A 20573-nucleotide genomic window follows, 5' to 3' on the forward strand; every position below is an offset into this window, starting at 1 on the left:
TAGGGGTAGACCATGACCGAACCCTCAACACCGCTGGCCGATCTCCTGCTGCACCCGATCCGCTTCCGGATCGTCCAGCGGGTACTCGGCCGGGAGGTGACCACCACGGACCTGAAGCACGATCTGCCCGACATCCCGGCGACGACGCTCTACCGGCACGTGGCCGCACTGATCGAGGGCGGCATGCTGACAGTCGTCCGCGAGCGGCGCATCCGCGGCGCGATCGAGCGCACCCTGACCCTCGACCAGTCCACGGCGGCCGGCCGGATCGGCATCGACGAGGCGCGGGCGATGACGCCGGACCAGCACCGGCGCGCACTCCTCTTGGTGCTCACCCAGCTGGCCGCCGACTTCGACCGGCTGGTCGAGCGTGGCGATCTCGACACCAGACTCGAGCAATTCGGCCTCAACCAGGCCTCGCTGTACGTGGACGCCGCCGACCTGGACACCCTCCGGCAGGGGATCCACGCCCTGGTCGAGCCCTACCTCCAGGCCCGGCCCGGCAAGGACCGGATCACCTGGTCGATCATCTCACTCCCTGATACCTAAGCAGATAATCACTCAACAGATAGTCCGCTTCGGAACTATCTGCTACGGTCTCGTCCATGACGATCGAGACCGAAGTTCCCACGGCCGGACGCCTCAAGGCGCTGGTCGTGCTGTGCGTGATGCAGCTGATGATCATCTTGGACGGGACCGTGGTGACGGTCGCGTTGCCGACGCTCCAGCGCGACCTCGGCTTCTCCGCCGCCGGTCTGGCCTGGGTGATGAACTCTTACCTGATCGCCTTCGCCGGCCTGCTCCTCCTGGCCGGCCGGTTAGGCGACCTGATCGGCGGAAAGCGGGTGTTCGTCGCCGGCCTCGCACTGTTCACCGCGGCCTCGCTGCTGTGCGGGATCGCCACCAGTGCCGAGGTGCTGATCGCCGGACGGTTCCTGCAGGGCGTCGGCGGCGCACTGGCCTCCGCAGTCATCCTCGGGATGATCGTCGGGCTCTTCCCGGCACCCGGTGAGCAGGCGCGAGCCATGGGCATCTACAGCTTCACCTCCGCCAGCGGTGCGTCCATCGGCCTGATCCTCGGCGGAGTCATCACCGAGACCATCGGCTGGCACTGGGCGTTCCTGATCAACGTCCCCATCGGTCTGATCGCCCTGCTGTTCGCACAGCGCCTGCTCACCCGGGAACGCGGTCTCGGTCTGGGCAAGGGCGCCGACGTCCTGCGGGCTGCCCTGATAGCCATCGTGCGGATGTTCCGCAGCCGGCAGATGACGGTGGCCAACGTGGTGGTCATGCTGCTGTTCGCTGCCGGATTCGGCTTCCAGTTCATGACCGCGCTCTACCTGCAGCGCGTGCTCGGCTATGACTCGCTCTCGACCGGCCTGGCGTTTCTGCCGGCACCCCTGATGAACGCGCTGATGTCGCTGTCCATCGCGCCCCGGCTGACCGTCCGGTACGGCCCACGCCGGATGCTGCTCGTCGGCCTCGCCCTGTTCGCACTGGCACTGCTCTGGCTCAGCCAGGCACCCGTTGACGGCTCGTACGTCGTCAATGTCGCGCCCGTGCTCGCAGTGATGGGTGCCGGGGTCGGGCTGGCCATCCCGGCCGCGATCATGTTGGCCATGGCCGCTGCCGCACCCAGCGATGCCGGACTGGCATCGGGACTCAACAACACCGCCCAGCAGGCCGGTGCAGCCGTCGGCACCGCCGTACTGGCCACTCTGGCTGCAGCCACCACGTCACAACGACTGTCCGAGGGCGCGGGCGAACTGCTGGCGCTCCGGGACGGCTACGGCGTCGCCTGGATCACCGCCGCCGGTTTTGTTGCCCTAGCCCTCCTCCTGACGGGTGCGCTCATCCGTCGGCGCTAGTGGAGTGTCGTGGTTAAAGCTCGAGTGCTGGCGGTGTCCAGGTGGGTGCATCGCAAGGCGGAGGGGAAGCCTCGATGTTTTCCATCGTGGCTTTCCCTCCAACGCCGCGAGGTGCCCGCCTGGGCGCCGCAAGTGCCGAGATTTAACCACGACACTCCACTAAGGTGGCGGCCGTGAGTAAGACGCGGAATCCGGATCGCCTGGTCCTGTTCACCGATGCCGTCGTGGCGATCGCACTGACGTTGCTGATCCTGCCGCTGGTCGAGGTGGTGACCGAGTCCAAGGCGGAGAACCTGACCGCGCTCGAGGTGGTCACCGAGCACAAGCCGGAGATCTACTCGTTCCTGCTGAGCTTCGTGGTGATCGCGAACTTCTGGCTGGGTCACCACCGCGTCTTCGAGCACGTGCGTGCCTACACGGCGAACATGATGCGGCTGAACCTGCTCTGGCTGCTGGCGATCGTGGTCCTGCCGTTCCCGACCGAGATCGTCGGCACCTTCGAGAGCTCGCAGTTCACCGCCGGTTTCTACAGCGGGACGATCCTCGCGCTCAGCCTCACCCAGACGGCTCTCACCTGGATGATCCGCGGACACCAGGAGATCGAGAACCCGGACAACCCGGTCAGCCGCCGGGAGCTCGCCAACTCCTTGGTACTGACCGGGCTGACGCTGCTGGCGTTCGTGCTGGCAGCGTTCGTTCCGGGTGTCCACTTCTATGCCCTACTGCTGTTGCTGCTCTCGCCGTTCATCATGCGGGCGTGGGATCTCGTGCGCCGGCCCGCTAGCTGAGACCAGGGCGCCACCACCTTTGGTCTAAGGGCGTCGCAGCAGGTACGTGTCCATGATCCAGCCCTTGCGTTCGCGGGCCTCCGCACGCACCTTCTCGATCTCCGCTGCGACCTCACGGACCGGACCGGCGATCAGCAGCTCGTCCGGCGTACCCAGGTAGGCGCCCCAGTAAATGGTGGCGTCCTGGTCGAGGTGCGCGGTGAAGGCGGTCTGGGCGTCCAGCATCACGACCACGTCGTCCACGCCGGCCGGCCACTCCTTGGCCAACCGACGTCCGGTGGTGATCTGCACCGGACGTCCTACCTGGTTGAGCGGGACGCGGTGCCGGGCGGCCAGCGTGGAGACGCTGCTGATGCCGGGGATCACCTCGATGTCGAAGGACAGCTCACCGCGGGCCTGGATGTCGTCGAGGATCGCCAGCGTGCTGTCGTAGAGCGACGGGTCACCCCAGACCAAGAAGGCGCCCACCTGGTCGGCACCGAGGTTCGCTGCGATCAGCTCGGCGCACACATCCGCCCGGCGCCGCCGCCAGTCGTCGACGGCCTCGACGTACGCCGTACTGGACCGGTCCCGCTCGGGGTCGCGACCGACGACGACCTGGTACCCGGCCGCGTGCCGCTGCAGGATCTCGGTACGCAGGTCGACCAGCTCCTGTTTGACATCGCCCTTGTCCAGCACGAAGAACACGTCGACCCGGTTCAGCGCCGCGACCGCCTGCAGCGTGAGCTGCTCCGGATCGCCTGCACCGATACCGATCACCAGGATCTGCATGCGGGCAGACTAAGGCATCCACCGGGTGTGACTGCCGGTTGACTCCGGGTGCCGGTTGCCCGATCGCGAACCGGTCATGGCCCTGGGGGCGGCCTGGTCGCGACTGTTGCCGCAGGCATCTTGTTTTCACAATCGACGGCATGGACCTGAAGAACAGAGCACTACGGGTGGGCAAGTCTCGCGGAGTCGCGGCGGTGCTGGGGGCGACGGTGGCACTCGGCGCGAGCACCGTGCTGGTCGCCTCGGCGGCCGAGCCGGCGCCGGTCACCATCAGTGCGTGCGTCGACCGGAGCTTCGGCGACGTGCGGATCATCGACCCGGCCAAGGGCGGCGCATGCCGCTTCTACGAGACGCCGACCTCGTGGAACCAGAAGGGCCCGAAGGGCGACCTCGGACCGGCCGGTGCGGCCGGACCGCAGGGTGCCGCCGGACCGCAGGGTGTCCCGGGGCCGGGTGGTCCGGCTGGACCTGCCGGGCCTGCTGGCCCGCAGGGTCCGAAGGGTGACGCGGCGGGCTTCGTCGTCAACCCGCCGACCATCTTCCGGCAGAACATCAAGGACGGCGGCTGGGCGCAGTGGCAGGCCAGCTGCCCCGACGGCCAGGTCGTCGTCACCGGCGGTCACGGAGGTGGCACCAACTCCGGCCGCGGGATCAGCTACTTCCAGTCGGAGCCGAGCTACGACGGCAAGCGCTGGTTCTTCGGCGCGCGCTACAGCAAGGCCGACGGTGGCCTGTCCGACACCATCGACGCCTACGGCTTCATCGTCTGCACGCCGGGCAAGAGCAACGCCTGAGCGACCTGCGTCAGCTCGTCCGCTGCCTGCCGCGGCGGACGGGCTGCGCCTCGACCGGCGTGGCCAGATGCCCGTCGACCAGCGTCTGCAAGGCCTCGACGAACGGCGTCCGCCGGTCGGCCGCCAACGCGTCCAGAGCCTCCCGGTGCACCCGGTCGACAATCGCCTGGCCCTCACGCGCGATCTTCGCGCCGGCCGCGGTGACCGAGACGATCCGGGCCCGGCGATCGGTGGCCGACGCCTTGCGCTCGGCGTACCCAGCCTTCTCCAGCGCGTCGACCGTGACCACCATCGTGGTCTTGTCGAGATAGGCCAACTCGGCCAGCTGGATCTGCGTCCGCTCGGCCTCCAGCGCATGACCCAGCACGCACTGCATGCGCGTCGTCAGCCCGATCTCGGCCAGGGCGGCATGCAGCTGCGTCTCGAGCACGTGACCGGCATGGTTCAGGTAGCCGGTGAGGTCGGGGACAGTGCGCAGGGTGGCCATACTTCGAGTCTAGCTCGGGATTATCTGCCGCCAGATGATCCCGCTCCGGATCACTCTCCCTTGGTGCCGTCGATCAGCTCGCGGACGATGTCCAGGTGGCCGAGATGCCGGGCCGACTCCTGCAGCACGTCAGCGAGGAACCGCTCGATCCGGACCGGGCCGTGGTACCCCGGCACGAACGCCGACCAGTCGACCCTCGCCAGCGTCTGCTGCGTCAGCTCCCACTCCGCGTCGTACGCCGCGACGACCGTCGCCACCGTCTCGTCCGGACCTATTCGGAACTCGTAGTCATGGTCCTCGGACCGCCACAACGACGGCAGGTCCTGGCCGCCGATCGTGCGCTGGATGTGCTGGCGCTGAACCGCGGTCAGATGTTTGACCAGCCCGAGCGGATTCATCACCGGTGACGTCGGGAGCGGTGTCGCCCGCGCCTGCTCCTCGGTCAGCCCGTCCAGCTTGTTCACCACCGTGGTGTGGACGAACTGGAAGTACCCGACCACGGACTCCTGCAACGTCAGGTCGTCATCCGGCCACGGCCGCTCTCTCGGTGCCATGCCACGAACCCTGCCAGGCACTTCCGACAGTCTGTGGCGATCAGTCTGTGGCGATGGCGAGAATGCGACCTCTCGGTCGCCCCGCACCGCGCCGTCGCAAATCCGCCGGTCTCGCGCAGCTGTGGTCGATTGGCTGGATGTCATGACACTCGAGATGACACGGGCGCCGGTCAATCATCGGCTCGGGGTGGCCGCGGTGACTTTGGGCATCTTCACCATTGTCACCACCGAGATCCTGCCGGTCGGTCTCCTCACTCCGATCGGCACTGACTTCGGCCTGACCGCGGGCCGGACGGGCTGGCTGATGACTATGCCGGGGCTGGTCGCCGCGGTCGCCGCACCGGTCATCACTGTGACCACTGCACGGCTGGACCGCCGGCTGATGCTGTGCGCGCTGATGGGGTTGCTGGCCGTCTCCGGGTTCCTGGCAGCCGCCGCACCGTCCTACGAGCTCGAACTGCTCGCCCGCCTCCTCGTGGGCCTCACCATCGGCGGCTTCTGGTCGATCGGTGCCGGTCTGGCCGAGCGACTCGTCACCAAGCGGTGGACGGCCCGGGCGACCGCGGTGATCTTCTCCGCGGTTCCGCTCGGCACGCTCCTCGGCGTACCGAGTGGAACCTTCCTGGGCGAGCTGCTGGGCTGGCGGGCGTCGTTCGCCGCGCTCGGCGGCCTGTCGCTGGTGGTGATGGTCGCCCTCTACCTGACCGTGCCGCCGCTACCGCCGCTGCAGGTCACCCGGCTGTCCGTCCTACGAGGTGCGCTCCGGGGCAGCAACCAGGCGTTGCTTGCCACCTGCCTGATCGTGACCGGCCACTTCGCCGCCTACACGTATGTGACGCCTTTCCTCCGGCCCTTCGTGCGCCCCGACCTGATCAGCCTGCTCCTGCTCGTTTACGGCGGCGCCGGCCTGATCGGCAACCTTGTCGCGGGTACGACGGCCGCCCGGAATCTCCGGCTCACCTTTGCCACCTGTGCCGGTCTGATGGCCACTGCGATGCTGCTGCTCCCCCTGCTCGGACGCAGTACGCCGGGAGCTGTTGCTCTGCTGGTGGTGTGGGGGCTCGGGTACGGCGGCGTACCGGTCTGCACGATGAGCATGTTCGCTGCGGCTGCTCCGCAGGCGCGCGAGGCCGCGACCGTGCTGTTCACTTCGTCGTTCCAGGCGGTGCTCTCCATGGGCGCGTTGGTGGGCGGCCTGGTCGTGGACGCTTGGTCAGTGCCTACTGCGATGACGCTGGGTGGTGTCTGCGCTGCGCTGACAGTTGGAGTCGTGACGTGGTCCAGGACACAGGAGGCAGCCACGTAGCATCACCGGTGTGGTGCGGACTTCGACGGACAGGTGCCCCGGTGTGCTGGCAGTGCACCAGGCGGCTGACGGCGGTCTGGCTCGGATCCGCGTGCCTGGTGGGTTGCTGAGCGTCACGCAGCTCGACGTACTCCGCTCCGCCTCGCTGGACCTGGGTGACGGTCGACTTGAGCTGACATCCCGCGGGAACCTGCAGATCCGTGCCCTGCGATCAGATGGGCCACGAGAACTGTCGGACCGCCTCTACCGGGCCGGGCTACTCCCCTCGCTGACTCACGAGCGCGTCCGCAACATCCTCGTCTCCCCGCTGTCCGGTTTGGACGGCCGGTACGACGTACTGCCGCTCGCTGCTGCACTCGACCGAGCTCTGTGTGCGCAGCCTGGTCTGGCCGAGCTGCCAGGGCGGTTCCTGTTCGCCCTGGATGACGGACGTGGTGATCTGGTCGCCTCGGCCGCGGATGTGCTGGTCCAGGCAGTCGATGCCCGCAATGCGCTGCTGACCCTCGGTGCGCGTGGTGTGCGTGTCGGCTGGGATGAGGTGGTCGAGGTGATGCTGGCGGCCGCAGCCACCTTCCTGGAAGTGCGGGACGCGGCGGAGTGGCGGATCGCCGAGGTGGCGGACGGGGAGAGCCGGATTCTGGAGCGGCTGGGCCTACAGGCGACGGAGGAGGTCCCGACCGCCGGTGCGCCGGTTGAGGCTGGCCCGCAGGGGTCGGCGCTGGTAGCCACCGTTCCGCTCGGGAGTTTGACGCAGGAGCAGGCTGTGCTGCTCACCCAGGTCGCAGAGTGGGTTCGAGTGACGCCTTGGCGTTCGGTCGTGCTCCCGGCGATGGCCAGTGAGCCGTTGGAGGCTGTCGGGTTGATCACAACACCTGACTCGATGTGGAGCGGTGTGACAGCGTGTGCGGGCCGCCCCGGCTGTGCGAAGGCGCTGGCCGACGTCCGCGGTGATGCGCAGCGGATCGTGCCACGGCTCGTGCGGGACGGACGCCGGGTGCACTGGTCGGGGTGTGAACGCCGGTGCGGGAAACCGGCGGGTGACTTTGTCGACATACTTGCCGTCGGCAACGGGTATCGGGTTGACGGTGCAGTGGTCGACGATCTAGGGAGCGAGACGTGGTGAGCGGGTTCGAGTACGTGCGGGACGGCGCGGAGATCTACCGGCGGTCGTTCGCGACGATCCGGTCCGAGGCCACCCTCGATCGCCTGCCGGCCGACGTGGCGCAGGTCGCGGTGCGGATGATTCACGCCTGTGGCATGACCGATCTGGTCTCCGACCTGGCCTGGTCGCCCAACGTGGTCAAGAACGCCCGCGCCGCTCTTCAGGACGGCGCACCGATCCTGTGCGACGCGCAGATGGTGGCTGCCGGGATCACTCGGCGCCGGCTGCCTGCCGACAACCAGGTGATCTGCACACTGAGCTCCCCCGGTGTGCCTGAGCTGGCCTCGCAACTCCAGACGACTCGGAGTGCGGCCGCCGTGGACCTGTGGGCCGAGCATTTGGCCGGTGCGGTGGTTGCGGTGGGCAATGCGCCCACCACGTTGTTCCGGTTGCTCGAGGTGATCGCAGCGGGCGGTCCGCGGCCGGCCGCCGTACTGGGGATTCCGGTCGGGTTCATCGGTGCCGCCGAGTCCAAGGAGGCGCTGGCGGCGAACACGCTCGGCCTGGAGTACTTGGTGGTGCGGGGACGCCGTGGTGGCAGTGCGATCACCGCCGCCGCTGTGAATGCGATTGCGAGCGAGGAAGAGTGACCGGACAGCTGTGGGGCGTAGGACTCGGACCGGGTGATCCTGAGCTGGTCACGGTGAAGGCTGCCCGCTTGATCGGCGCTGCGGACGTGATCGCGTTCCACAGTGCGCGGCACGGGCGGAGTATCGCGCGCTCGGTTGCCGCGCCGTACCTGCGGGACGGGCAGATCGAAGAGCACCTGGTCTACCCGCTCACCACCGAGACCACTGACCACCCTGGTGGCTATCAGGGCGCCATGGACGAGTTCTACACCGAGTGCGCGGCACGGCTCGCTGCGCATCTCGATGCGGGCCGGGATGTCGTCGTACTGGCTGAGGGCGATCCGTTGTTCTACGGGTCCTACATGCACATGCACAAGCGGCTGGCTGACCAGTACCCGTGTGAGGTGGTGCCTGGCGTGACGTCGGTGAGCGGAGCGGCCGCCGTACTCGGACGGCCGTTGTGTGAGCGCGACGAGATCCTCACTGTGCTGCCTGGAACGCTGCCGCCGGATGTGCTTGCCGAGCGACTGCGGAACACAGACGCTGCCGCGGTCATGAAGCTGGGGCGCACTTTCAGTAACGTCCGCGAGGCATTCGAGCTGGCCGGCCGCGCTGACGAGGCCTGGTACGTCGAACGCGCCACCACCGCAGAGCAGCGGATCGCACCGCTGTCCGAGGTCGACCCGGACGCGGTTCCGTACTTCTCGTTGGCACTGCTGCCCAGTCCGATCAACAACACCTTCAGTACGCCGGCAGTGCGGACCGCGCGCGAAGGTTCGGTGACTGTCGTCGGCCTCGGTCCTGCTGGGCCGGAGTGGATGACGCCCGAGGTGCGCGCGGCGATTGCCGGAGCCGACGACCTGATCGGCTACGGCCCGTACGTCGACCGCCTGCCGGACCGGGCTCGTCAGCGCAAGCATGGGTCGGACAACCGGGTTGAGTCGGAGCGGGCTGCGTTCGCACTCGACCTGGCCCGCAAGGGATCCGCAGTGGTCGTGGTGTCGTCCGGAGACCCCGGGGTGTTCGCGATGGCCAGTGCGGTCACCGAGGTCGCGTCGGAACCGGAGTACGCGGACATCGCCGTACAGGTGTTGCCTGGGATGACTGCTGCGCAGGCCGTAGCCAGCCGGGTCGGTGCGCCGCTCGGACACGACTTCTGCGTGCTGTCGCTGTCAGACCGACTCAAGCCGTGGGACGTCATCGCCCAGCGCCTGACTGCCGCTGCGGCCGCCGACTTGGCGATCGCGATCTACAACCCAGCTTCGAAGTCCCGCACCTGGCAGGTGGCCGCAACCCGGGATCTGCTGCTGGAACACCGTTCCGCGGACACACCGGTCGTGGTGGGTCGTGAAGTCGGTGGAGCTCGTGAGTCCGTCACTGTGACCACGCTGGGTGAGCTGGACCCCGCGACGGTCGACATGCGGTGTCTCTTGCTCATCGGCTCGTCGCAGACGCGGAGTGTCTCCCGGCCGGCTGGGCCGCTGGTCTTCACGCCAAGGCGCTACCCCGATAAAACAGAGCCGGGTTAAATCCGGAGCGCAACCGGTGTTGGCGCACAGCCAGCGGGGTACTGGTCGCCAGAGCTCACCTGTGAGGAGAACGGACAATGAGCAACGTGACGACCGTCCCGGACCGGCCACTGGTCGCACCGGATCGCCCGCCGGCCGCCGACGCCGCGCTACTGGTCTATCGGGGATTCAAGTTCGGCGCCGCCTTCTTCGGCTGGCTGATCGCGATTGCCATGTCGGTGCTGCTGTCCGCCGCGGTCTCCGCCGTGGCAATGCTGACCGCCGAGGTCCTCGACTACAACCGCACTGACGCCGAAGCCGCACCCGCCGCCGCAGGCCTCACCGCCTCGGTGATGGGGATCGTGGTGATCGCAGTGGCCTTCTACAGCGGCGGCTACGTCGCCGGCCGGCTCGCCCGCTTCGACGGCGCCCGGAACGGTTTCGGCGTGTGGATGGTGGCGATCCTCGTCGCACTCCTCGCCGCCGGTGCCGGCGCGCTGCTGAACAGCCAGTACGACTGGCTGGGCGACGTACAACGCCCTGACATCGCCCTGTCCACCGAGACCATGGCCACCGGCGGTGTGATCGCCGGAGTGGCACTGATCGTGGTCACTCTGCTGTCCGCGATCATCGGCGGCAAGAGCGGCCAGCGCTACCACGAGAAGATCGACCGCCTGATCGCCGAGGACTGACCGCCCGCACCAGACCAGCCCGGCGGCGGGAAGATGCGTCGCCGGGCGAGTGTTGTGGGTGGTGTGCAACAGATTGTGGTGATCGGCGCCGGGCAGGCGGGACTGTCGGCTGCGTACCACCTCGTGCGGATGGGATTCACGCCGTACGACGAGGTCGTCGTACTGGATCGCAATCCGGAGCCGGGCGGCGCGTGGCAGCACCGGTGGGACTCGCTGACCATGCACGACGTCCACGGGATCGCGAACCTCCCCGGCGTACCAGTGCCTGAGAGTGTTGGGCCGGAGCGGGCCAACGAGTTCGTGCCGTCGTACTTCGCGTCGTACGAGAAGCGGTTCGGCTTGCCGGTCGTGCGGCCGGTGGCGGTGGAGAGCGTGCAGCGGGTCGACGGTGGGTTCGAGGTGCTGACGGACCAGTCGACGTACCGGACCGCAGCGCTCGTGAACGCGACCGGCACGTGGAATCGGCCGTTCATCCCGTGGTACCCGGGGATCGAGACCTTCCAAGGCCAGCAGCTGCATACTGCCGACTACCGCGGTGCGGCTGAGCTGGCCGGCCAGCAGGTGCTCGTGGTCGGCGGCGGCGCATCCGCCGTACAACTCCTCGCAGAGATCTCCGAGGTCGCCACCACCACCTGGGTGACCCGACGCGTGCCGGAATGGCGGACGGGCGAAGGGTTCGGCCCCGAGCTAGGCCGCCAGGTCGTCGCCAAGGTCGAGGAACGCGTCCGCGCCGGCCTCCCACCCCGCAGCGTCGTCAGCGTCACCGGCCTGCACCTACGCCCCCAAGAACAACCCGCCTGGGACCGCGGCGTCTACACCCGCCACCCCATGTTCGACCACCTCACCCCCGACGGCCCCACCTGGCCCGACGGCCACCACCAGCACATCGACACCATCCTCTGGGCCACCGGCTTCCGAGCCGACCTGGCCCACCTCTCCCCCTTACACCTCCGCGAACCCTCCGGCGGCATCCGCATGCAAGGCACCCAAACCGCCCTCGACCCCCACATCCACCTGGTCGGCTACGGCCCCTCCGCCAGCACCATAGGCGCCAACCGAGCCGGCTTCACCGCCGCCCGCTCGCTCCGAACCCTCCTCAAACCCCACGCAGCTTAGGAAAGTTCGGTGATGAGGTTGTCGGCCCAGGTGGTGTGGGCTGGGGCCCAGGATGGTTCCCAGGCGGCTTCGACGAGGCAGATGTGGAAGCGGTAGAAGAGCAGCAGGCGGTTCGCGTGATCGGGGTCATGGGGAGCTCGGGCGAAGTAGTGGTGCTGGAGCAGGGGGCTGAGTTGGCCGGGGCGGGGGTCGTTGGCGGGGCCGCCGGCGACGAAGCGGGCGACGTCGTACAGGGGGTCTCCAACTAAGGCGCTGCCCCAGTCGACGATCGCGGTCACGTGTCCGTTCGACGGGTCGACGTAGAGTTCGCGGTCGCCCAGATCGGCGTGTAGTAAGGCGGCAGGGGTCTGGTCGAGGGTTGCGGCGAACTGGTGTGCCAGGAGTCGGGCTCGGTCGGCGAAGGTGGCGGTGACGTCGTTGCGGTGGGTCAGCTTGGTGAGGGCCTCTTCGAGGACCTGCTGTTGCCATTGCGACCAGGTGTCGAGGGTTGCGCGGGAACCGTCGGGGGCGATCGGGCCGCGTCCGGGCAGGCTGGTCTGGTGGAGTTGAGCGTATTGCTCGGCTAGGTCGGCGAGGGTCCGGGTGATCGTCGGGGCGGTCAGGCCGGCGTCTTCCAGGGCTTGCCCTTCGGCGGCTCGGGTGATCATCCAGCGGCCGCCGGGCAGCTGTTCGTCTGTTCCCGTTGCGAGCACGTCCACTGCGCGGACGCCGGCTGTCTGCGCACGGTCGATGACGGCGGCTTCGGTGTGGACGTTCTGGTTCGCGCCTGCCTTGATGAAGGCTGTCAGACCGTCACGGGAGATGACTTTGACCACGACTGTCGGCCCCCATGTCCGCTGCGGCTCGAGGGTCGCGAACTCGCGGCCGAGTGATTGGGCTGCAACAGTTGCGGCGCGGTGGTGAGCAGGCGACAGGTCCACGCAGTCACCGTACGAGTGCGGTCAAGCAGTTCACCGCGTGAGCTCGACCGTGACCGGCGGATCGCCGTACGGCGATAGCTGGGTGACCGTCGAGCCCGGTCGGAGCCTCGGGTCGGTCTGGAACCGGATCTCGAGGTGATCCTCGGCCGTCGGGTCTTCGGCGTCGGCAGCGAGTAAGAGTCGCGCGAGGTCGTCGGCATCGGCATCCGTGATCCCGTGACCGATTTCGTCCCACAGGAGGGCCTCGTGACCGTGGCGGTGCAGGACCTCCATGACGACGTACATGCGGATGAAGTCTGGACCGGACAGCTCCGAGCCTGGGGCTACGCCGTAGCGCGCAGGGTCGAGGTGGCCGGCGCGGTAGCCCGTCCAGACCTCCGCTGCTGTCTCGAACGGGGCTCCTGCACCGGTTGGCAGGTCGCGGATGGCGAACGGACGGGTGCCCGGTTGGAGTTCGGGGTCGAAGCGCTGCCAGCGGGTGCCGTTCCACCATTCGGCGACCACGTGATCGCCGCAGAAGTCCTCAGCGAAGGTGAAGCCGACTCGGGTGCGTGCTGGGGTTCCCTGCTCGCGCAGCGCGGCGACGGCGGGGAGGGCGTGGTCGCGGCAACAGCCCGCGACCCGGTCGGCAGGTGGCCGGGGATCCAGCAGCGGGGCGGCATGCCGCGCCTGGTCGAGGTCCAGAAGTGCTGAGATCCAGCGCAGGTTGATTTCGCCGCGCCGATCGTCGCGCAGTAGGTGCGCCTCGGCTCGGTAGTGCAGCACGAGATTGCTGACGGCTGCGCAGATCTCCTCGATCCCGGACAGGTCACGGAGCAGTTGGCCGTGCCTGCCCGGGTCGGAGAAGGCAGAGTGTCGCGCTCGTCGGTCCAGAGTGTTCATCCGACGATCCTGCCTGGATTTCTGGTCACATTTCAGGCATTTACCGCGGAGGGACTACCTGGGGAGTTTGGCCAGGAGCTGTTGCAGGGCTGCGATTTCGCGGGTCTGATCGGACTGGATCTTGCGGGCGAGAGCTACTGCTTCGGGGTACTTGCCGGTGGACTGTTCGGTCTTGGCCATGGTGACGGCGCCCTGATGGTGGTCGATCATGAGTTGCGCCCACTGACGGTCGAACTGGCGGCCTTTGGCGTTGCCGAGGGCGGACAGCTCGTCTTCGGTCATCATGCCGGGCATTTCGTGGGAGCCGTGGCCGCCATGAGCCGGCGTGGGGACAGGTTTGCCCCACTTGGTGAGCCAGGCGGTGAGGGTCTTGATCTCGGGGTCCTGGGCGGCCTTGACGGCGGTGGCGAACTTCTTCACCTCGGGGTTGGTGGCGGTGTAGCCGGCCATGTCGGCCATCTGCACGGCTTGCTGGTGGTGCGGGATCATCTGGGTCGCGAAGGTGACGTCGGCGTCGTTGAAGTCGGCGGTTGCCGCCTTGTCGTCATTGCCGCAGGCGGTCAGCGTGCCCACGAGCATCAGCGCAGAGGTGATCCATAGACGGTGTCGCATGGGGTTGAGTCCTTGTCGTTTCGTAGCTGCAGAAGGGCTGGAGACAGAGCTCGGCCTAGGTCCGCAGTACGCAGAGTTTCGACAGACTCGGTTGCCGCCACGGGGGCGACGGTTCGGCGATGATCACGGGGGTGACGGCACCGGTCGGCGGTATCGGGTGCGCGGGCGCGAAACTTCGCCGTACCAGCGTCACCAGGAGGGCGATCAGCAACGCCGCCAGCACCGCCAGGCACACCTCGCCCATCGTGTGCAGATGCCCATCCTCCGCGGGCTCCACAACTGGAGCGTCGCTGGTGACCATCGAATGCGCGGCCGGTGCAGGCTCGGCCATCGCGGGGTTGTGGTTGCCGGTCAGGGCGTGCATGGCGAAGACACCGGCCAGCAGCAGTACGGCGACCAGGAGCCGCGCGGGCCCTCGTCGTACCGTCTGCTTCGTCGTCATGCCGCACAGCCTAAATGGTTAAGCAACTACTTGACTTTCGCGAGGGTCAGGTCAATAGTTAAGGATATGCCTAACCATTCCGGGATCGACGCGGTCGGACGCGTTTTTCATGCGCTCGCCGACCCGTCCCGCCGCGCGATCGTGGAGCGGCTGGTCCGCGGGCCGGCGCCGGTGAAGGAGCTGGCGGGACCGTTGGCCATGTCCCTGCCGGCGGTTATGCAGCACCTGAAGGTGCTCGAGGACGCGGGCGTCATCGTCACCGAGAAGCACGGCCGGGTCCGCAGCTGCCGACTCGAACCCCAGACCCTGCGCACCGCGGAACGCTGGCTGTCCGGCCAACGCACCGAACAGGAACGGCAACTCGACCAGCTCGACGACTACCTGAAGGGAACCTGACCATGTCCGTCACCCACTCGACCTTCACCCTCGAGCGCCACTACCCCGTCCCGGTCGACCGGGTGTTCGCCGCCTGGGCCACCCCCGACGCCCGAAAACGCTGGATGGCCCAAGGCGCCGAGCACTCCCAGAACTTCACCGTCGGCGGCCGCGAGACCGCCAAAGGCCTCGACGGCGAGGGCCGCCCGCTGACCTACGAGGCCCGGTACGTCGACATCGTGCCGAACGAACGCATCCTCACCACGTCAACCTTGAGCACCGGCGACGTACTGTCGACCACCTCGGTCACCAGCGTCGAGTTCCAGCCGGACGGCAACGGAACGCTCCTCACCCTGACCGAACACGGCATGTACCTCCCCGGCCAGGAGAAGCCGGAATGGCGCGAAGCCGGCACCGCCCAGCAACTCGACACCCTCGCCACCGAACTCAAGCATCCGTAGGCCCCAGCTCCCACCCGGTCTGCTGCGCCCACCCGTCGGCCTGCCGAATGGCGTCCCAGATCCAGGGCTCCTTCGCGTCGGTGTACGCGGCCCGGTTGTCGGCGAACCTGCCGGCCAGCTCGCGCTTGAGCGCCGCATACTGCTCGGCCGCGTCAGAGTGGGCGCGCAGGTAGTCGCGGAACAGCAACGGGATCTGCTGCGAGAAGCTGCCGGACTTGCGTACGTGGATGTGGGTACGGCGAGCGCCCGGTGGCTCGCGGAAGTAGCGCTTGGTGCGCTCCGCGTTGTCCGCGCGATAGACGAAACCCAAGCCCTCCAAGGGATCCCGGAAAGGGTCGACCGGCTCCAGTGCCTCCACCGAGATCTGTACGTCGATCACCGGCTTGGCCGCCAGCCCCGGCACCGCCGTGGAACCGATGTGATCGATGCGCTGGGCCACATCTCCCAAAGCCTCCCGAAGCCGCTGGCCCAGCTCGGTGAACTGCCGCGGCCAGGCCTCGTCGTACGGCTCGACGTGGATCGTCAACTCGCTCACCTTCTGTACGCCGTGGGTTATCTGAGGATGAGGGTTAGGAGGTGGGGGCCCAGGGATTGGAGGGTGGCTTCGTTGAGGTGGTAGGTGACGAAGCGGCCTTGGCGTTCGGCGGTGACCAGGTTGGCTCGGGTGAGGGCTTTGAGGTGGCGGGTCACCTGGGTGGGGTGGAGGTTCCAGAGGGCGGCTATTTCGCCGGCGGTGCGGGGTTCGCTGGCTACGGCTCGGCAGACCTGGAGGCGGTCGGGGGCGGCGAGGGCTTCCAGGCGGGCCCGGACTTGCTGGGCGGTGGGGACGGCGGGGCCGCGGCCGGTGGCGGGGTAGATGACGGTGAGGGGTTCGCCGGGGATCTCGCCGAGGAAGAGGTGCGGGGCGATGTGGTTGCTGGGGACGAGGAGGAGGGAGCGGTCGGACAGGTCGATGCGTTTGTTCTGGACCTTCTGGACGACGGCGCTGTCGTTGTCGCGGATGGAGATGGAGCTGTCCAGGGACTGCAGCATGGCCAGTACGCCGTCGCGCACGGCGAGGTCGCGGTCCTGGCGTCCGCGGGCGGCCAGGGCGTCACGCGACGAGTCCCACACCTCGTGGAACCACGTGGACCAGCACGCATCCAGCAGGTCGAGGAAACGTCGTACCGGCTCCGCAGGCGAGTCCAGCAACGCCTCAACGAGTGAGGCGACCGCGCGACCACGTGACCGCGACCAGTGCCGTACGGCGTCGACGTCCACCTCGCGACTGCTCAGCGGACGGCCCCGCAGCGGGCGCACCAGCTCAGCAGCCAGGTCTTCGGGAGCACGCGCCCGTAGCGCCGCGATCTCGTCCGCCCACGAGGGCACACCTGTGGCGGCAGATGTCGCGAAGAAGCGGGCCCGCACCGCACGGACAGTCCACGTCCACTGCAGTAGCTCGGAACGCAGCGAAGCAGGCAGCGGTACGTCGGCAGCCCAGTCCACGCGACTGTGGTGCCGAGGCTCGGCCAGCACGTGGAGTGCGCAGCCGAGCTCGATCAGGGGTGAGGCGACGTGGCGGATGCGCTCCGGCGCGAGTCGGCCGGCACCTGCGAGGACTGTGGGCACTACTTGAGCTTGAACTGCAGCTCGGTGTCCCAGTCCGCCATGTTCGGCACCTCACGCGGATCGGACAGGTAGATCTCCAGCCGGGACACCCACTTGTCACCAACAGCGTCCCACTCGATCCCCTCAGCCTCACCCCAGGCGAGCAGGTCACGCGTGGCATCCATCAGACCGTCCGGGTGACCGTGATGCGACACAGTGGCGTACCGCCCGGCCGGAAGCACCCCGGTCACGATCTCTCCCTCACCGGCATGCAGATCATCGACCGGGAACCCGATCTCCATCACGAGACCGGCCTCCATGTCGACCACGTCGTACTTGAAGAACGGAGCGTCGTTCGGTGCGATCTCCCGCGCCACGAGCCATTGGATCACCTCGTGCAGCCGGTCCGCGAACGCACTGATCCCGTCCATCGGCACGGTCCCCCGCAGCGCGACGTACGGCCGCTCCGCCAGCTCGACGATCTCCGGCATCACACACAGTCCTCCCAGTCGGCAACGCTCTCCGCCTCAACTTAACGCCTGCAGGATGGCATGTGTGTTCTGGTACTCACGCCAGCCCGCGATGCGCCCGTCCCGGACCCGCAGTACGCCGATGAATCGCGCACCAGCCCGTTCGCCGGTCGCGGGATGCTCGCCGGCCAGTTCGTACTCGACCACGGCAACCTCCGGATCGGCCGTCTCGTGCACGGTCAACGGCGTGAACCGATCGAACCGCACCGGAAACCCCGCCCGCGCCGGCACCGCGAACGCTAGCCACTCCGCGCGCCCCTCCCAGCGCGCCGGCCCGCCGGCCGCGAACGGCGCCTCGATCACCACGTCGTCGGCCAGCAAGTCGTCCATCGCCGCCGGATCGCCGGTCCAGCTCTTCCCCAGGCTCTCGATCATCGTGCGCAGGTCGGACATGACAACCCCCAAAAGATGAGTGCAGACTCAGGTTGTCTCGCACTATAATGAGTGCCTACTCATATTCCAAGAGGAGTCCGGATGGCCCTGCGAGCCGACGCGGCGCGGAATCGGGCCGCGATCCTCGCTGCCGCCTCCGAAACCTTCGCGGAGCACGGGCCGAAGGCGACCACCGAGCAGGTGGCACAGCAGGCCGGGGTGGCGATCGGGACCGTCTTCCGGCACTTCCCGACCAAGGACGACCTACTGGTCGCGATCATGAAGGAGTCACTGGAGCGACTGGCAGCCCTCGCGGATCAGTCGACGCTGGCGGCGTTCTTCGGCGCGGTCGTCGAGGAAGCCGTCCGGACCAGAATGGTTGTGATGGCACTGGGTGAGCCGCGTCTCGATATTGGCGATGCCCTGCGTGGACTCACGGACAGCGTCGGCCGGTTGCTGGAGCAGGCGAAGGCCGCCGGTGAGGTCCGGTCCACTGTTCAGGTGGACGAGGTGATGGCGCTCCTCACGGCAGCGACCTACGCAGCTCAGCAATCTTCTTGGACGACGGACCTTCAGCAACGAACGTTGGCCGTCATCCTCCAGGGCTTGCGTTAGCGAGACCACGGCGGCTGGACGGTGCTGCCGTCCGCCATGGTGCCGGTGAAGCCGGCGGTGATGACGACCTGGATCTCGGCGTGCCCCTCGCCCAGGTTGGTGATGCCGACAGGGTCACCGGCCGGGACGATCAGGGAGTCACCGGCGGTGAGCTTCTCGCCGTCCGGGGTGATCTGCACGGTGCCACTGAGGACGACGAAGATCTCGTCGGCGTCCAGGGTGTGCGGTGCGTCGGCCTGGAAGCCGGGGTCGACCCGCAGCCGCCAGGTGCACACGTTGGGCGAGCCCAGGCTGGGCGAAGCGTGCACGGTGAACTCGAGACCGGGCAGCTCCATTGTCGGCGCGTCGGCCGCACGAACGACTGGCATGAAATCCCCTCCACTATTTAGTCAAGCCAGCTTGACCAAGCTGACTTGACTATCATGGCGGGTATGACGGATTCGGGCAAGCTTGATTTCGGGATCCTGCTGTTGCTGGCCGAGCAGGAGTTCGTGCGCGGGCTGCGCGCGGCGACCGCGGAGCAGGGGTTCACCGACCAAGGGCGGTCGGACGGCTTCGTGCTGCGCACGCTCGGCGACGGGCCGACGACGATCGGCGGGATGGCGGAGCGGCTGGAGATCACCAAGCAGGGCGCGAGCCAGCTCGCCGACGACATGGAGCGGCGTGGGTACGTCGAACGCCGCCCCGACCCGTCCGACGCCCGGGTCCGCCTCCTGCACCTCACCGACCGCGGCCAGGCCGCACTGAAGGCGGCCCGGAAGTACCACCAGGCCTACGAACGCCGGCTACGCACCCGCTTCGGCGACCAGGCCGTCGACGGACTACGCGACGTACTGGCCGCCATGGCGGGCGAGAGCGAGGTCATCACCCCGCACTTCAAAGCACTGATGTATTAACTGAAGTACTGCGGGAACAGGTCGTGCGTCGGCCACGTCTTGACGCCGTTGGCCGCTGTCCACATGGCCGGGTCGATGTCGCCGTACGACTTACCGGACGGGTCGTCGCGCCGGTTGAACAGCACCGCCCAGCTCATGCCGTTGTACGTGCGGACGAGCAGCGTGGACGTGCCCGCCATGCTGCCGGTGTGCCAGGTGTTGCGACCGGTACCGCCAGTGGTGACCGGCCGCACGTGCCACCCGAGGCCGTAGTACCAGCCAGCGGGATCGATGCCGGTCTCCGGCTTCGCCCAGACGCGCCCCAGCGACGTACTGTTCAGCACTGCCCCCGGTGCGTCGAACATCTTCGCCCACCGGACCAGGTCAGGCGCACTGGCGATCCAGCCGCCGTTGGCGTCCTGTGTGCGCATGCTGAACGTCCCGTACGGCGCTGCGACCGTCGCACCCGACGTGTTGAGCACAGTCCGGCCGGTGTACTGCGATTCGTACGACAGCTCACCGGTGTGCTTGGCAATGCTCCAGCCGAGCGCCATCCGCTTGATCTTCAACGGCGCCAGCAGCTTCTGCTGCACGTAGGCCTCGTAGCTCAGCCCGGACACCTTCTCGATCACCCGGCCGGCCAGCAGGTAGCCGAAGTTCGAGTACGCGTACTTGGTGCCCGGTGCGACATCCAGCTTCTGGGCGGTCATGTACTTGATGACATCGGCGTGCTTCAGCTCCATCGGGACACCGAGCGCCTGCGAGATCGTGGCGTCCTTGAAGTTCGGGTCGCCGGAGACCGCGCGGTCCCAACCGCCCAGGTGCTGCAGCAGCCGCCACAGCGTGATGTCCGACCAGCGCGGGTCGACCGGTGCGGTGATCCCGAGGATGTCGACGACCTTGGAGCCCAGCTTCAGCTTGCCGTCCTGCTCGAGGCGCAGGATCGCGGCCGCGGTCAGCGACTTGGACAGACTCGCGATCCGGAAGAGTGACGTCGGCTGGACGGCAGCCGCACCGGCACTGTAGCCGCGGGCAAGCACCAACCGTCCCTTGTAGGTAACGGCGAGCTGACCGGCCGTCACGCCGCGCGCCTGCATGAACGTCTTCATCTGACTGTCGAACCCGGCCAGCGCAGGTACGGCGGTGCCGGTCACCTTCCAGGTCGCGGCATCGGCCGCGACGCCTACCGCGACTCCGATCCCGGCGGCCACTCCGGTGGCGACGGTGAGCTTCCCGAGATTCCGGCGGGACAGTTCCACAGAGGTGACTCCTTCGATGGCAGGCGGA

The 20573-nt window shown here is 67.9% G+C and carries 27 protein-coding genes; 14 read left to right on the plus strand and 13 right to left on the minus strand.

Annotated elements, in window-relative coordinates:
• Positions 1 to 12 precede the first annotated feature (12 nt).
• The 3 genes from ACFCV3_RS36820 (at position 13) to ACFCV3_RS36830 (ending at position 2656) form a co-directional block, all read left to right on the plus strand.
• Entirely contained in the window at positions 13 to 549 is a 537-nt protein-coding gene (locus ACFCV3_RS36820) for a helix-turn-helix domain-containing protein (RefSeq protein WP_376038504.1), read from the plus strand.
• 56 nt (positions 550 to 605) lie between these two features.
• Entirely contained in the window at positions 606 to 1868 is a 1263-nt protein-coding gene (locus ACFCV3_RS36825) for an MFS transporter (protein WP_376038507.1), read from the plus strand.
• 173 nt (positions 1869 to 2041) lie between these two features.
• A complete protein-coding gene (locus ACFCV3_RS36830) occupies positions 2042 to 2656 on the plus strand; it encodes a TMEM175 family protein (RefSeq protein WP_376038509.1) in 615 nt (204 codons plus the stop codon).
• A 24-nt stretch (positions 2657 to 2680) separates the two neighbouring features.
• Here the strand turns inward: ACFCV3_RS36830 and cobF are convergent, their stop codons facing one another.
• The gene (gene cobF, locus ACFCV3_RS36835; RefSeq protein WP_376038512.1) at positions 2681 to 3427 is read right to left on the minus strand and encodes a precorrin-6A synthase (deacetylating); all 747 of its coding nucleotides are present in this window, start codon (positions 3425 to 3427) and stop codon (positions 2681 to 2683) included.
• Between the two features lie 140 nt (positions 3428 to 3567).
• On the opposite strand from cobF, the gene ACFCV3_RS36840 reads away from it, so the two are divergent.
• Complete coding sequence (locus ACFCV3_RS36840) at positions 3568 to 4221, plus strand: hypothetical protein (RefSeq protein ID WP_376038514.1); 654 nt, start codon at positions 3568 to 3570, stop codon at positions 4219 to 4221.
• 10 nt (positions 4222 to 4231) lie between these two features.
• Here the strand turns inward: ACFCV3_RS36840 and ACFCV3_RS36845 are convergent, their stop codons facing one another.
• Both ACFCV3_RS36845 and ACFCV3_RS36850 read right to left on the minus strand, forming a co-directional pair.
• Complete coding sequence (locus ACFCV3_RS36845) at positions 4232 to 4708, minus strand: MarR family winged helix-turn-helix transcriptional regulator (RefSeq protein ID WP_376038517.1); 477 nt, start codon at positions 4706 to 4708, stop codon at positions 4232 to 4234.
• 50 nt (positions 4709 to 4758) lie between these two features.
• Positions 4759 to 5262, minus strand: coding sequence for a DinB family protein (locus tag ACFCV3_RS36850; RefSeq protein WP_376038519.1), 504 nt, complete (start codon positions 5260 to 5262; stop codon positions 4759 to 4761).
• Positions 5263 to 5404: 142 nt separating this feature from the next.
• On the opposite strand from ACFCV3_RS36850, the gene ACFCV3_RS36855 reads away from it, so the two are divergent.
• From ACFCV3_RS36855 to ACFCV3_RS36880, 6 genes are all read left to right on the plus strand, one after another.
• The gene (locus ACFCV3_RS36855) at positions 5405 to 6568 is read left to right on the plus strand and encodes an MFS transporter (protein WP_376038522.1); all 1164 of its coding nucleotides are present in this window, start codon (positions 5405 to 5407) and stop codon (positions 6566 to 6568) included.
• Between the two features lie 43 nt (positions 6569 to 6611).
• A complete protein-coding gene (locus tag ACFCV3_RS36860) occupies positions 6612 to 7691 on the plus strand; it encodes a precorrin-3B synthase (RefSeq protein WP_376038525.1) in 1080 nt (359 codons plus the stop codon).
• Positions 7685 to 8320 carry a precorrin-8X methylmutase gene (locus ACFCV3_RS36865; protein WP_376038528.1) on the plus strand — a complete coding sequence of 212 codons (636 nt, stop codon included), beginning with the start codon at positions 7685 to 7687 and terminating at the stop codon, positions 8318 to 8320. Before ACFCV3_RS36860 ends, ACFCV3_RS36865 begins: the two co-directional genes overlap by 7 nt.
• A complete protein-coding gene (locus tag ACFCV3_RS36870; protein WP_376038530.1) occupies positions 8317 to 9828 on the plus strand; it encodes a precorrin-2 C(20)-methyltransferase in 1512 nt (503 codons plus the stop codon). Before ACFCV3_RS36865 ends, ACFCV3_RS36870 begins: the two co-directional genes overlap by 4 nt.
• Positions 9829 to 9905: 77 nt before the next feature.
• Positions 9906 to 10499 carry a hypothetical protein gene (locus ACFCV3_RS36875; protein ID WP_376038533.1) on the plus strand — a complete coding sequence of 198 codons (594 nt, stop codon included), beginning with the start codon at positions 9906 to 9908 and terminating at the stop codon, positions 10497 to 10499.
• A gap of 63 nt (positions 10500 to 10562) precedes the next feature.
• A complete protein-coding gene (locus ACFCV3_RS36880; RefSeq protein ID WP_376038536.1) occupies positions 10563 to 11615 on the plus strand; it encodes an FAD-dependent oxidoreductase in 1053 nt (350 codons plus the stop codon).
• On the opposite strand, the gene ACFCV3_RS36885 is transcribed toward ACFCV3_RS36880, so the two are convergent.
• Genes ACFCV3_RS36885 through ACFCV3_RS36900 form a run of 4 tightly spaced genes read right to left on the minus strand, consistent with a single transcriptional unit; the run spans position 11612 to position 14471 of the window.
• Positions 11612 to 12535, minus strand: coding sequence for a phosphotransferase family protein (locus tag ACFCV3_RS36885; RefSeq protein ID WP_376038539.1), 924 nt, complete (start codon positions 12533 to 12535; stop codon positions 11612 to 11614). The genes ACFCV3_RS36880 and ACFCV3_RS36885 overlap by 4 nt on opposite strands.
• 30 nt (positions 12536 to 12565) lie before the next feature.
• Entirely contained in the window at positions 12566 to 13417 is an 852-nt protein-coding gene (locus ACFCV3_RS36890) for a transglutaminase-like domain-containing protein (protein ID WP_376038542.1), read from the minus strand.
• 54 nt (positions 13418 to 13471) lie between these two features.
• Positions 13472 to 14029, minus strand: coding sequence for a DUF305 domain-containing protein (locus tag ACFCV3_RS36895; protein ID WP_376038545.1), 558 nt, complete (start codon positions 14027 to 14029; stop codon positions 13472 to 13474).
• A 55-nt stretch (positions 14030 to 14084) separates the two neighbouring features.
• Positions 14085 to 14471: a DUF6153 family protein gene (locus ACFCV3_RS36900; protein ID WP_376038548.1), complete on the minus strand. Its 387-nt coding sequence runs from the start codon at positions 14469 to 14471 to the stop codon at positions 14085 to 14087.
• A gap of 66 nt (positions 14472 to 14537) precedes the next feature.
• Here ACFCV3_RS36900 and ACFCV3_RS36905 point away from each other — a divergent pair, with 66 nt between their 5' ends.
• Both ACFCV3_RS36905 and ACFCV3_RS36910 read left to right on the plus strand, forming a co-directional pair.
• Positions 14538 to 14867, plus strand: coding sequence for an ArsR/SmtB family transcription factor (locus ACFCV3_RS36905; protein WP_376038551.1), 330 nt, complete (start codon positions 14538 to 14540; stop codon positions 14865 to 14867).
• Positions 14868 to 14869: 2 nt separating this feature from the next.
• Entirely contained in the window at positions 14870 to 15307 is a 438-nt protein-coding gene (locus tag ACFCV3_RS36910; protein WP_376038554.1) for an SRPBCC family protein, read from the plus strand.
• Here the strand turns inward: ACFCV3_RS36910 and ACFCV3_RS36915 are convergent.
• The 4 genes from ACFCV3_RS36915 to ACFCV3_RS36930 are packed head-to-tail and all read right to left on the minus strand — an operon-like array spanning position 15294 to position 17817.
• Positions 15294 to 15842, minus strand: coding sequence for a GrpB family protein (locus tag ACFCV3_RS36915; protein WP_376038556.1), 549 nt, complete (start codon positions 15840 to 15842; stop codon positions 15294 to 15296). The two genes, ACFCV3_RS36910 and ACFCV3_RS36915, sit on opposite strands and share 14 nt — an antisense overlap.
• Positions 15843 to 15859: 17 nt before the next feature.
• Positions 15860 to 16915 carry a DUF5937 family protein gene (locus ACFCV3_RS36920; RefSeq protein WP_376038558.1) on the minus strand — a complete coding sequence of 352 codons (1056 nt, stop codon included), beginning with the start codon at positions 16913 to 16915 and terminating at the stop codon, positions 15860 to 15862.
• A complete protein-coding gene (locus ACFCV3_RS36925; RefSeq protein ID WP_376038560.1) occupies positions 16915 to 17385 on the minus strand; it encodes a GyrI-like domain-containing protein in 471 nt (156 codons plus the stop codon). Before ACFCV3_RS36925 ends, ACFCV3_RS36920 begins: the two co-directional genes overlap by 1 nt.
• 36 nt (positions 17386 to 17421) lie before the next feature.
• Positions 17422 to 17817, minus strand: coding sequence for a nuclear transport factor 2 family protein (locus ACFCV3_RS36930; protein ID WP_376038563.1), 396 nt, complete (start codon positions 17815 to 17817; stop codon positions 17422 to 17424).
• An 81-nt stretch (positions 17818 to 17898) separates the two neighbouring features.
• Between ACFCV3_RS36930 and ACFCV3_RS36935 the strand changes: the two genes are divergently transcribed.
• Positions 17899 to 18411 carry a TetR/AcrR family transcriptional regulator gene (locus tag ACFCV3_RS36935; protein WP_376038566.1) on the plus strand — a complete coding sequence of 171 codons (513 nt, stop codon included), beginning with the start codon at positions 17899 to 17901 and terminating at the stop codon, positions 18409 to 18411.
• Here ACFCV3_RS36935 and ACFCV3_RS36940 read toward each other — a convergent pair.
• A complete protein-coding gene (locus ACFCV3_RS36940) occupies positions 18408 to 18779 on the minus strand; it encodes a cupin domain-containing protein (RefSeq protein WP_376038568.1) in 372 nt (123 codons plus the stop codon). The two genes, ACFCV3_RS36935 and ACFCV3_RS36940, sit on opposite strands and share 4 nt — an antisense overlap.
• Before the next feature lie 63 nt (positions 18780 to 18842).
• Here ACFCV3_RS36940 and ACFCV3_RS36945 point away from each other — a divergent pair, with 63 nt between their 5' ends.
• Positions 18843 to 19307: a MarR family winged helix-turn-helix transcriptional regulator gene (locus ACFCV3_RS36945; RefSeq protein ID WP_376038571.1), complete on the plus strand. Its 465-nt coding sequence runs from the start codon at positions 18843 to 18845 to the stop codon at positions 19305 to 19307.
• Here ACFCV3_RS36945 and ACFCV3_RS36950 read toward each other — a convergent pair.
• On the minus strand, positions 19304 to 20545 hold the full coding sequence (locus ACFCV3_RS36950; RefSeq protein ID WP_376038573.1) for a serine hydrolase domain-containing protein: 1242 nt from the start codon (positions 20543 to 20545) through the stop codon (positions 19304 to 19306). The genes ACFCV3_RS36945 and ACFCV3_RS36950 overlap by 4 nt on opposite strands.
• Positions 20546 to 20573 lie beyond the last annotated feature (28 nt).

Source organism: Kribbella sp. NPDC056345, assembly GCF_042262745.1.
Classification (GTDB): Bacteria; Actinomycetota; Actinomycetes; order Propionibacteriales; family Kribbellaceae; genus Kribbella.